Source organism: Frankia umida, assembly GCF_023242945.1.
Taxonomy (GTDB): domain Bacteria; phylum Actinomycetota; class Actinomycetes; order Frankiales; family Frankiaceae; genus Frankia; species Frankia umida.
Genome location: NZ_JALKFT010000004.1, coordinates 54,310 through 65,304 on the forward strand (window position 1 = coordinate 54,310; position 10,995 = coordinate 65,304).

Sequence of the window (10,995 nt, forward strand, 5' to 3'; positions counted from 1 at the left end):
CGTCTCAGCCCAGGCCGGCGGCCGCGGGGGGAACCTCGGAGGGGGCGAAGACCCGGCCGCGTTCGGCGGCGGTGTGCAGGGTGAGGACGCCGTCGCGCCACACCGGGCGGACGTGGTTGCGGGTGCGCAACAGGTCCGAACGTCGGGGCGCGGCCTGGCCGACCGGGGCGACCACCCGGCCGACGGCGGTCTGACCGAGCACCGTCTCGACGGACACCGTGCCGCGCAGCCGGCTGACTCCCGGGTACACCACCGCCCGGCCGCCCTGACGCTCGGTGTGGTCGGCGACGGCCTGGGCGGCGCCGTCCGCGAGGATCGGTGGGCCGATGCGCTCGGCCGCCGTGGCCACCCCCACCGGGCCGGCGATGAGGGCCTCCACCTCGACGAAGCCGGTCAGGGCCAGATCGGCCGCCGCGGCACCGATGCCACGGCCCAGCCCCGCCGCGGCCCTTCTGGCCGCCGTCAGCTCGGCGGCGGCCAGGTCACCGGCGAGGTAGGCCACCCGGCGCCAGGACGCCCGGTCCTGCCAGTCCCGGGGCAGGGCGAACGACAGTGCGACGTGACCGGTGCCCGCCCCGACCGTGTGGGTGCAGGCGACGGTGTCGGCGGGCAGGTCCAGAGCCTCGACCAGCCGGTGCACGAGCAGGTCGGCGTCATGCAGGGTGACACAGCCGGCGTCCACGCCGACGATCAGCGGGCCCCGGGCCGGGCCGGGCGTCGCACCCGTGGCAGTCCCCGCGCCCGCACTCGCGCTCGCGGCTGGTCCTGGTCCGCCCATCTCGATCCCTTCACTGACGTTCTGCCGGACACGGCCATCCGGTGCGCCGAGCCGAGGGTGGCAGCGCGGCGTGAACGGCCGGTCAACATCTGCGGGCCAGCTTGCTCCAGCCACGCCTTTTATAGTCAGAATTGGCTGGTAAGAGGATTGCAGCTAGCCCTTTACGGTGATGCCTCTACCCCCGTTCGGTTACCCAACGGCTCACCCCGGCCGCCGCCGGCAACCGTCGATGCCACGGCGACGCGCGCCGGACGATCGCCTCGCCGCTGTGCCGACCCCCGCGACCGCGACTGCCTGCGCATCGGCGCCACGGCACCCGGGCCACCCGGCGGTGTCACCCGCTCCAGGCTCGCATCCGCCGCCCGCCCAGGCCAGGAACTCGCCAGGCCAACTCGCCATCCACATCGCCCCCATCCAGAAAGCGTCCGCCAGGCCAGCGCGGATGTCATCCTCACAGCAAACAAAAGCACCGGAACACCACCACCGACGGGCCCGGTGGCCACACCATCCGGCCCACTCGACCAGCGCGGGGGCTGCATTGTGCCACGTGCGGCGCGGAAAGTTCGGGGACCAGGTGGCCGTAGTCGACGGACTTCCGGCCCTTCCCGAAACCCCTCCGGTCAGGGACAATTTCGTGGGTCGTTGACCGGCCGCCGCCACCAGGTGTTCTCGCCCACATTCCAGGATTTTCACCGGGATGAACCATCCCCAGGTGAGACACACTGCCGGGGCGGCCCACCATCACCTGGCCATGACCAGGTCATGGCCTTCGTGGTGGCATCATGCTCGAACAACCACGAAAGGATGTACGCGTGAGCGACACTGCGACACCCGACCAGCCCCTGCACGTGCAGGGTCGGGAGGCGGTCATCGCCGCCTCGGCCGACGCGGTCTGGCGGGACGGCGCACCGCCGGACTACCACCTGTCCCATCAGGACATGCCGGCGGAACGCACCTCGCAGCACGCGCCCGGTTCCCTCGCGGACATCGTCGAGCGAGTCGTCCAGGTGTTCGAGATGGAGCTGTCGCACAAGAAGAATCCCGCCGACTGGGTCAGCATGGTGGCGGACAAGGTCGTGATCAGCGTCAACGGCGGGCAGCCCGTCGGTAGCGCGGAACTGGCCGAGCGGGGCAGCTACAACGTCCTGATCGGGGAGAACCCGTACTACTCGGCCGAGCAGGAGACGTTCGAGTCGTCCCATGACGTGTTCCACGAGGCGTTTCCGGGCGGTTTCTTCTGGGAGGTGCTGGAGGTCTACTCGCCGCCGCCCACGATCACGTTCAAGTGGCGGCACTGGGGGACGTTCAGCGGGCCGTACAAGGGGGTGGAGCCGACCGGTGAGCGCATCGAGATGTTCGGCATCACCGTCGCGAAGGTGACCGACGACCTGCGGATCACCGAAACACACCACTACTACGACAACACCGACTTCCTCGGTCAGCTCGCCCGCGGCCAGCTCACGCCGAACCCCCACGCGCACGGCTGACCAGCCGCCGAGCATCCGCCGACCGGCCGCTGAGTGCCCGCTGAGTGCCCGCTGAGTGCCCGCTGACGATCCGCTCGGCCGGTCCTGGCCGGGTGGCGGGCGCCGGGGCCGACCGGGCTCCCAGCCGGCGGCGGCCCCGGGGCTTCGCCGTCCTCGGGGGCGGGTATGCGCCCTGCCATGAGGCGCCCGAGCAGCGCCCCTGACCAGGCCGGAATCGGCGGCGGCCGGGTTCGGTGGTTCATCCGGGCGCTGCCGCTGCTGATGCTCGGGCTGGTCTCGGGGCTGCAGCTGGCCAACCGGGAGTGGACCGTGCTGGAGCTGGCGGTTCTCGCCCCGATGCTCGCCGCCACCTTCGCCGGACCGGCGCTGACCGCGCTCTACGGCGTGCTGGCGGTGCTCGACGGGCTCCTGCTCGGCCTGCATGACGGCCTGTTCGAGCAGAACGGCGGCGGACCGGCGGCGCAGGCCGTCCGGCTCGGCGGGGTGGCTCTGGGCGGGGTGCTCGCGGTGCTGGCGAGCCGTTACAACACCCGCCGGGAGACGAAGCTGGCGAACGTCAGCCGGGTCGCCGAGGTGGCCCAGCAGTCGATCCTCACCCCGCTGGCCCCGTCGGCGGGGCCGTTACGCCTCGCCGTCCGATATGCCAGCGCCGCCGCCGAGGCACGCGTCGGCGGTGATCTCTACGAGGTGCTGGACACCCCGTGGGGCACCCGTCTGATCATCGGGGACGTGCGGGGCAAGGGGCTGGGCGCGGTTCGGGTCGCCAGCCGCGTGCTCGGCTGCTTCCGGTTGGCCGCCCGCCAGGTGGACGACCTGTTCGACCTGCTCACCGCCCTGGACGCCGAAGCCGCCACGGTCTGCGGGCTGGACGACTTCGTCACCGCCGTCGTCGGCCAGGTCGACGACGATCGGCTCACCCTGGTCAACGCCGGCCATCCCGACCCGCTGCTGGTGCGCGCGGGCCAAGTCCGTCCGATGCAGGTCGCGATCCGCCTGCCACCGCTGGCGCTGCTGGCCGGCGCGAACAACGAGGTGACGATCATGCTGCGCCCCGGCGACCGGATGCTCTTCTACACCGACGGCGTCAGCGAGGCCCGACACCCCGCCACCGGCGAGTTCTTCCCGTTGCAGGCGCAGGTGGAGGCCGCCTTCGCCGGGCGCGGCGGCCGCGACCTGGACGACGCGCTGGCCGATCTCGCCCGGCGCGTCCGCGCCTGGACGCATGACACCCTCAGCGACGATGTGGCGCTGCTGGCGGTCGAGCTCGCCCCGACTCCTCCGGGACCGCCGACGCCCCCGGGGCCGTCGGCTCCGTCGGGACCGTTGTGACCGCTTCGGCCGCCTCGGCCGGGTCGGTGGCGGTCCGGGCGTGCACGACGGCGGAGCGCACCTGCTGGTTCCTGGCGAGCCGTTCGTCCAGTTCGCCGCGGAAGGCCTCGAGCCGCCTGATCTTGTCGCTGACCTCGCCGCGTAGCCGCTCGTAGGTCTGCTGCGCCTCGATCAGCAGCCGCATCCGGTCGCCGTCGTCGGAGGTGGCCCGGTATTCGACCCGGACCTGGACGAGCCGGTCCTCGCTGGCCAGGATCAGCCGGATCTCGTCCAGGTTGAAGCCGAGCAACGTCTGGAGTTCCCGGATGCGGCGGACCCGGTCAAGGTCCTCCTCGGCGTAGAGCCGGTTGCCCCCGGCGGTCCGTCCGGACGGGGTGATCAGGCCCATCTCCTGGTAGTAACGCAGCGCCCGGATGGACACGCCGAGCTCCTGGGCGGCCTGCCCGATCCCGCGCAGATCCCGCCCCGGTCCGGACGGCGTGGTCGCCGCCGCTGACCGGGCCAGCGTTGAGGTCGTCGTGTCCGGCGCCGTGCCTGTGTCACCCACCCGGCAATTGTTCCGCACAGCGCCGCGCGATGACGCGATCATGATGTCACCCGAGGGCAACGGCACAGTCTCACCGCCCGCGGGAGGTGTCGGGGGCGGTGGAGCGCAGCAGCCCGCCGGCGCCGTCCTCGAGGGAGGCGACGTCACCGACGTCGGCCAGGGCCAGCCCCACACCCTCGTGGGCGACCGAACCCTCCTGGCTGGCCGCACCGCCCGCGGCGGAGCGTCGTGCCGTGTCGGGGCCACGCAGCCAGGACAGGGCGGCGGCGAGCAGGCAGATCGCGGCGGCGAAGCCGAAGGCCAGGTGCAGGCCGTCGCCGAACGGGCCGGCGATGAGGTTGGGGAAGAAGGTGTGGCCGGTGAGGAAGTCCGCCCTGTCCGGGGGCAGGGCGTTCAGGACATCCGGGCCGAGCACCTGCTGGGTGGGGTTGAAGCCGAGGAACGCGGCGAACAGGCTGCCGATCGGCGGCAGGTCCGCGGCCTGGTGCGCCGCGGTGGGGTCGACGCCCTGGCCGACCAGCCCGGAGAACATCGACCCGGGCAGCGAGGACGCCAGCCCCAGCGCGATGATCGTGAAGAACACGCCGATCGACAGGACGCTGGCGGCGTTCTGGAAGGTGTTCAGCATGCCGGCGCCGGCGCCACGCCCGTCCGCGGGCAGCGAACCCATCACGGCGCTGGTGTTCGGCGCGGCGAACAGGCCCATCGTGAGGCCCATCAGCAGCAGAACCGCGGCGAACGCGACATAGTTGAAGTCGATCGGCAGCACGTCGAACAGCAGGAACGCGGCGGCCATCAGGACGAGCCCCAGGGTGGCGAACGGGCGGGCACCGAAACGGTCGGAGAGGCGTCCGGCCAGCGGCCCGGCGAGCAGGAAACCGACCGTCAGCGGAATCATGTAGATGCCGGCCCACAGCGGGGTCCGCTCGAAGCTGTAACCGTGCAGCGGCAGCCAGATCCCCTGCAACCAGATGATCAGCATGAACTGCAGACCACCGCGGGCGAGCGAACTGAGCAGTCCGGTGAGACTGCCCATCAGGAAGCCACGGCGGCGGAACAGGTCCAGTCGGAACATCGGGTCCGGCGAGCGCAGTTCGATGAACACGAAGCCGACCAGCACCGCGAGCCCACCGAACATGCAGATCAGCACGAACGGCTTCGTCCAGCCCATCGTGTGCCCGCCGTAGGGCTGCAGACCGTAGATGATGCCGGTGAGAATCGCGACCAGACCCACGGCGAAGGTGATGTTGCCGGCCCAGTCGATACGGGCGGGATGGCGTTCTCCGTTGTCCTTGAGCTTCAGGTAGGCCCAGACCGTCCCGAACACCCCGAACGGCACCGACACCAGGAAGACCAGGTGCCATTCCACCGGGGCGAGCAGACCGCCGATGAGCAGCCCGAGGAAGGACCCGCCGATCGCCGCGACACCGTTGATGCCGAGGGCGAGACCGCGTTCGTTCTCCGGGAAGGCGTCGGTGATGATCGCGCTCGAGTTGGCGTAGAGGAACGCGCCGCCCACGCCCTGCCCGACCCGCATGATGATGATCCACAGGGCGGCGGTGGTGCCGTGCATCCACGTCACCGCCAGCAGGATCGAGAACACCGTGAAGATCGCGAAGCCGAGGTTGTACATCCGGACCCGGCCGTACATGTCGCCGACCCGCCCGAGACTGACCACCAGCACCGCGGTGACCAGCAGGAATCCCATCAGGATCCACAGGAAGTAGGACGTGTTCCCCGGCGCCAACGGGTCGATCCTGATCCCCCGGAAGATGTCCGGCAGCGCGATGAGCAGGATCGACGAGTTGATCGTCGCCATCAGGATGCCGACTGTCGTGTTCGACAGCGCGATCCACTTGTAGTTGCCGCTGCCGCTCGCCGCGGCGGAGTCGGGAGTCGTCACGGCACGGACGCTAGCCCCTCCATCTCACGTCAGCGGTAGATGTGACGGAATTCATCGCGCCCGATCGCCGTGCGCTGACATCTTTGGGTGGTTCCGCGACATCTTTGGGTGGTTCCGTCACCTTCATCCGGGATGGCATGACAACTGTCATGGTCAACCGGTGACGGTCATGACTGGGCGAAGCATCACCGCGGAGGAAGATCATGGTCATGACCAGTGACCCTTACGCGGTGGGCGGGCCGTCCGGCGTGGTGGCGTCGAGTGTGGCGCTGCGTGGCGTGCGCAAGCGGTACGGCGGCGTCCAGGCCGTCGACGGCGTGGACCTCACCATCGCCGCCGGTGAGATCGTGGCGCTGCTCGGGCCCAACGGCGCCGGCAAGTCCACCACGATCGACATGCTGCTGGGCCTGACCCGCCCGGACGACGGCGAGGTGCGGCTGTTCGACCGAAGCCCCCGCCAGGCCTGCGTCGCCGGCCGGGTCGGCGCGATGCTGCAGAACGGCGGCCTGCTCCCGGAGATCACCGTCGGCCGGATGCTCGCATCGGTGCGCGACCTGTACCCGAACGCCCTGACCGTGGACGACGTGCTGGCCCGCGCCGGCGTGACCGACCTCGCCGGCGCCCGCACCGACCGGCTCTCCGGCGGGCAGCGCCAGCGGGTCCGCTTCGCCCTCGCCCTGCTGCCCGACCCCGACCTCATCGTCCTGGACGAACCGACGGCCGCCATGGACGTGGAGAGCCGCCGCGCCTTCTGGTCGTCGATGCGCGCCTGGGCCGCCACCGGACGCACCGTCCTGTTCGCCACGCACTACCTCGAGGAGGCCGACGACTTCGCCGACCGCATCGTCCTGCTGCGCCGCGGCCGGGTCATCGCGGACGGCCCCACCACCGAGGTGAAGGCCCTCGTCGGTGGGCGCGGCATCCGCGCGACCCTGCCCGGCCTGGACGCCGCCGCGCTGTCGGCGCTCGCCGCCCTGCCCGGTGTCGCCCGGGTCGAGCATCGCGGCGAATCGATCGCCCTGACCTGCCCCGACAGCGACAGCGCCCTGCGCGCCCTGCTCACCGCCTTCCCCACCGCCCGCGACCTCGAAGTGGTCGGCGCCGGCCTCGAGGACGCCTTCGTCGCCCTCACCACCGACCTCCCCACCCCCGCCGACCTCGCGGGCCGCACATCCCGCACTGACCGCACAGCCGCCGCGGACTCCGCGGACTCCGCGGACCGGACGGAGGCGTACCGATGACCGCCGGTGAGATGTACGGCCAGGCCCAGGCGGACGAGCCGGATGTGGCGTGGAGCGCCACGGCGCCGGCACTGACCACCTATCTGCGCTACGTCCGCACGGAGGTACGGCGGGCGTGGCGCAACCCGCGGGTGCTCATCTTCATGCTGGTGCTGCCGATCATCCTGTTCGCGGCGTTCAGCTCGTCCAGCGGTGATGATCGGCTCGGTGGACTCACCGTCGCGCCCTACATCATGATCAGCATGGCGTCCTTCGGGGCGATGAACGCGGTGCTCGGGACGGCGGGGCGGATCTCGCTGGAACGGTCGATCGGGTGGAACCGGCAGCTGCGGCTCACCGCGCTGTCCGGCCCGCAGTACGTGCTCGGCAAGCTCGGGGTCGGGTTCAGCCTCGCGGTGCTGCCGATCGTGGCGGTCTACGTCGCGGGGGCGTCGATGCGGGGCGTCCACCTGTCGGTCGGGACCTACCTCGGTGCGGGCGTGTCGATCCTGCTCGGCCTGGTGCCCCTGGGTGCCTTCGCGATCTGGCTGGGCTATCTCGTCCGGCCGGAGAACATGCAGGCCATCATCGGTGGACTGTTCAGCCTGCTGGCCCTGGCCGGCGGGATCTGGGTGCCGGTGGAGAACTTCCCCGACTGGCTGGCCGATATCGTGAAGCTGCTGCCGATGTTCTGGTCGGCGCAGGCCGGCCGGGCGGTGCTCGAGGGCGGCTGGGTCGGCGCACGCGGCCTGGTCACCCTGGTGATCTGGACGCTGCTGCTCGGCGCCGCCGCCGGGCGGGCCTACCTGCGCGACCAGCTGCGCACCTGATGCCACCCCGAGCCACCGGCGGCACGCCCGGCAGATCCGACGCGCCGGGCACGTCCGGCACATCTGGTGGGCTCGGCACATCCGGCGGGCTCGGCGGGCTCGGCGCGCGCGGTGGGGAGGCGGCGATGACGATGGGTGACGGGCTGCGCCGCTGGCTGTTCTCGCCCGTGCCGGTGCCCCGCCCGGGCGAGCACGGGATGGGCGCCTGGCGCTGGCGGCGGGTCGGCGGCGTCTTCCTCATCTACCTCGGTTACGCCGTCAGCGACATGACCACGCTGCACGACGACGCCGCCACCGTCGTCTTCGGCTGCGTCGTGCTGACCGGATTCAGCGCCGTCTACCTGTGGGCGCTGCCGCTGGCCGTCTTCGAGGGCCGCCGGGGCTACCGTTACCCGCTGATCCTCGGGATGACCGCCTGCATCGCCGTCTACCTGCCGATCGTCGGTGGCGGCGGCCTGGTCATGACCGTCTACCTCGCCGTCGCGCTCACCCTGCTGCTGCGTCCGGTCGTGTCCATCCCGCTGGTGGTCGCGATCGCCGCCGTCGACACCTGGCTGCCCGCGCACATCGCCTGGTGGCAGGTCACCGGCCCGCAGTGGTCGACGTCCACACCGGTGCTGTTCGCCGCGATCGCCATGCACGGCATCCGCGCCGGCACCCGTAACCAGGCCGAACTGCGCCGCGCCAACCAGGAGATCGAACGCCTCGCCAAGGAGCAGGAACGCCTGCGGATCGCCCGTGACCTGCACGACCTGCTCGGCCATGCGCTCACCACCATCACGGTCAAGGCCGAACTCGCCTCGAAGCTCGCCGCCCGCGACCCCACCCGCGCCGCCGACGAGATGGCCCAGGTCGCCACCCTCGGCCGCCAGGCCCTCGCCGACGTGCGCGCCACCGTCGCCGGCTACCGCGAGGTCAGCCTCGTCACCGAACTCGCCGCCGCCCGCCAGGTGCTCGCCGCCGCCGGCATCCGCGCCCAGCTCCCCGCCTCCGGCGACGAGGTCCCCGGCCAGCTGCGGGAACTGTTCGGCTGGGTGGTCCGCGAAGGTGTCACCAACGCGGTCCGCCATTCCGGCGCCGACCACCTGCGGGTCACCCTGGGCCCCTGCTCCATCGAGATCGTCGACGACGGCCGCGGCCGATCCCACAGCCCATCCACGTCCCGCGGGACGCCCACGTCCGGTGGGATCGTTCGCGCGGGTACGGGGCTCGCGGGCCTGACCGAACGGGTCCGGGCCGCCGGCGGGCAGCTGCGGGCAGGGCCTGCGCATCCGGGCGAACCGCGGCCCGGCTTCCGGCTGCGCGTCGACGTCGACCCTGTGGTGGTCGACCCCGTGGACGTCGATGCCGCGATGATCAGCCCTGTCGCGGGCCAGCCCGTCCACCTCCAGCCCGTCGAGCTCCAGCTCGAGGATGTGGTCACGAGTCGTCAGGAGCGGGGGAACCCGGGATGATCAAGGTGTTGCTGGCGGATGACCAGCATCTCGTGCGGGGAGCGCTCGCGGCGTTGCTGGCGCTCGAGGAGGACATCGAGGTCGTCGGCCAGGTCGGCCGCGGCGACGAGGTGGTAGCGCAGGTCACAGTGCTGCACCCGGATGTCGTCCTGATGGACGTCGAGATGCCCGGCATCGACGGCCTCGCCGCCGCCGCGGCCGTGCGCGCCACCGCGCCCCGCACCCAGGTGCTCGTGGTGACCACCTTCGGCCGCACCGGCTACCTGCGCCGCGCCATGGAGGCCGGCGCGCTCGGCTTCGTGGTCAAGGACGCTCCGGCGGAGGCCCTCGCCGACGCCATCCGCCGGGTCGCCCGCGGCGAACGCGTCGTCGACCCGACCCTGGCCGCCGCCACCCTCGCCGGCGGCGCCAGTCCCCTGACCGGACGTGAACGTGACGTCCTGGTCGCCGCCCGCGACGGCGCCACGGTCGCCGACATCTCCGGACGCCTCTTCCTCTCCGAGGGCACCGTGCGCAACTACCTCTCCGCCGTGATCGCGAAGACCAGCACCCGCAACCGCATGGAGGCCCTGCGCACCGCCGAAGAGGCCGGCTGGCTCTGACCCCTCCCCCACCGACAACCACCAGGCGCCGCGACGGGCTGGGTGCGGGGGCGCGAGGGGGTGTCCGGGAGGCGACGGACGATTGCCACGGCGAAGGGTGGGCATGATCCTCGGACTTCTGACCCGCGTCGAGCGGACGATCACGAGGGGGCGCCATGTTGCTCGCCGAGGAACTGTTGCTGCTGGCACTTGACCCGGAGCGCGGCACGGCGGTGAACAGTTCCCGCTCGCCGCTGAACGTCGCGCTCGGCGGTGCGCTGGTCGCGGAGCTCGGGTTGGACGGGCTCGTCGTCGAGGACGGGCGGCGCCTCGCCCCGGCGGGTCCCGCGCCGAGCCATCCGCTGCTCGCGGACGCGCATTCCCTGCTCGGCACGCTGCGTGGCCGGCGCGCCGCCGACCAGCTGCGTCGGATGGACAAGGGGCTCGGCGGGGCCTGGTCGCGGGTGGTCGACGGACTGGTGGAGGAAGGGGTGCTGGGGCGGCGACGGGACCGGGTGCTGCTGGTACCGGTCACGCGCCATCCGGTGCTGTATCCCAGGGCCCGGGACGAGGTCGTCGAGCGGATGCGGGCGGCGGCGGCCAGCGACGGGCCGCTCGACCCGCGCACGGCGACGGTGCTGGCGCTGTCGGGGCCATCCCGGCTGTTGGAGGTGGTCGCGCCGGCGCGCGCCGACCGCAGGCAGGCCAAGGAGCGGATCAGAACGGCGACGGACCAGACGCCGATCGCGCCCATCGTGCGCAAGGTCATCCAGGAGGCCCAGCAGGCGGCGGCCCCCGCCGCCCCCCCCCCCGGCGCCCCCGGGGGCCCCCCCCGGGGCGGCCACCCCCCCCGGCCCCCGGCGGGG

10 protein-coding genes are annotated in these 10,995 nt (G+C 72.1%); 7 read left to right on the forward strand and 3 right to left on the reverse strand.

What is annotated here, in order from left to right; all coding sequences use genetic code 11:
* Nucleotides 1-4: 4 nt before the first annotated feature.
* Nucleotides 5-778, reverse strand: coding sequence for a hypothetical protein (locus MXD59_RS05485; RefSeq protein ID WP_225438200.1), 774 nt, complete (start codon nucleotides 776-778; stop codon nucleotides 5-7).
* Nucleotides 779-1,590: 812 nt separating this feature from the next.
* Between MXD59_RS05485 and MXD59_RS05490 the strand changes: the two genes are divergently transcribed.
* Both MXD59_RS05490 and MXD59_RS05495 read left to right on the forward strand, forming a co-directional pair.
* On the forward strand, nucleotides 1,591-2,265 hold the full coding sequence (locus MXD59_RS05490) for an ester cyclase (RefSeq protein WP_248823703.1): 675 nt from the start codon (nucleotides 1,591-1,593) through the stop codon (nucleotides 2,263-2,265).
* Nucleotides 2,266-2,442: 177 nt separating this feature from the next.
* Entirely contained in the window at nucleotides 2,443-3,594 is a 1,152-nt protein-coding gene (locus MXD59_RS05495; protein WP_248823704.1) for a PP2C family protein-serine/threonine phosphatase, read from the forward strand.
* Here the strand turns inward: MXD59_RS05495 and MXD59_RS05500 are convergent.
* Together MXD59_RS05500 and MXD59_RS05505 are read right to left on the reverse strand one after the other, a co-directional pair.
* On the reverse strand, nucleotides 3,497-4,141 hold the full coding sequence (locus MXD59_RS05500) for a helix-turn-helix domain-containing protein (protein ID WP_248823705.1): 645 nt from the start codon (nucleotides 4,139-4,141) through the stop codon (nucleotides 3,497-3,499). The two genes, MXD59_RS05495 and MXD59_RS05500, sit on opposite strands and share 98 nt — an antisense overlap.
* A gap of 70 nt (nucleotides 4,142-4,211) precedes the next feature.
* Nucleotides 4,212-6,044 (reverse strand): MFS transporter, encoded by a 1,833-nt coding sequence (locus MXD59_RS05505; RefSeq protein ID WP_248823706.1) that lies wholly within the window; start codon nucleotides 6,042-6,044, stop codon nucleotides 4,212-4,214.
* Between the two features lie 209 nt (nucleotides 6,045-6,253).
* On the opposite strand from MXD59_RS05505, the gene MXD59_RS05510 reads away from it, so the two are divergent.
* From MXD59_RS05510 to MXD59_RS05530, 5 genes are all read left to right on the forward strand, one after another.
* Nucleotides 6,254-7,285 (forward strand): ABC transporter ATP-binding protein, encoded by a 1,032-nt coding sequence (locus tag MXD59_RS05510; RefSeq protein ID WP_248823707.1) that lies wholly within the window; start codon nucleotides 6,254-6,256, stop codon nucleotides 7,283-7,285.
* Nucleotides 7,282-8,094, forward strand: coding sequence for an ABC transporter permease (locus tag MXD59_RS05515; RefSeq protein WP_248823708.1), 813 nt, complete (start codon nucleotides 7,282-7,284; stop codon nucleotides 8,092-8,094). The genes MXD59_RS05510 and MXD59_RS05515 overlap by 4 nt, the downstream gene beginning before the upstream one ends.
* Nucleotides 8,094-9,548 (forward strand): sensor histidine kinase, encoded by a 1,455-nt coding sequence (locus tag MXD59_RS05520; RefSeq protein ID WP_248823709.1) that lies wholly within the window; start codon nucleotides 8,094-8,096, stop codon nucleotides 9,546-9,548. Before MXD59_RS05515 ends, MXD59_RS05520 begins: the two co-directional genes overlap by 1 nt.
* Nucleotides 9,545-10,150 carry a response regulator transcription factor gene (locus MXD59_RS05525; RefSeq protein ID WP_248823710.1) on the forward strand — a complete coding sequence of 202 codons (606 nt, stop codon included), beginning with the start codon at nucleotides 9,545-9,547 and terminating at the stop codon, nucleotides 10,148-10,150. The genes MXD59_RS05520 and MXD59_RS05525 overlap by 4 nt, the downstream gene beginning before the upstream one ends.
* 155 nt (nucleotides 10,151-10,305) lie before the next feature.
* On the forward strand, nucleotides 10,306-10,995 hold a 690-nt coding region (locus MXD59_RS05530), incomplete at its 3' end, for a GOLPH3/VPS74 family protein (protein WP_248823711.1).

What these genes read in the sequence shown, in the direction of transcription:
- MXD59_RS05485 (WP_225438200.1), bottom strand. Translation starts at nt 778, where the DNA reads ATGGGCGGACCAGGACCAGCCGCGAGCGCGAGTGCGGGCGCGGGGACT.
- MXD59_RS05510 (WP_248823707.1), top strand. Translation starts at nt 6,254, where the DNA reads ATGACCAGTGACCCTTACGCGGTGGGCGGGCCGTCCGGCGTGGTGGCG.
- MXD59_RS05520 (WP_248823709.1), top strand. Translation starts at nt 8,094, where the DNA reads ATGCCACCCCGAGCCACCGGCGGCACGCCCGGCAGATCCGACGCGCCG.
- MXD59_RS05515 (WP_248823708.1), top strand. Translation starts at nt 7,282, where the DNA reads ATGACCGCCGGTGAGATGTACGGCCAGGCCCAGGCGGACGAGCCGGAT.
- MXD59_RS05525 (WP_248823710.1), top strand. Translation starts at nt 9,545, where the DNA reads ATGATCAAGGTGTTGCTGGCGGATGACCAGCATCTCGTGCGGGGAGCG.
- MXD59_RS05495 (WP_248823704.1), top strand. Translation starts at nt 2,443, where the DNA reads ATGAGGCGCCCGAGCAGCGCCCCTGACCAGGCCGGAATCGGCGGCGGC.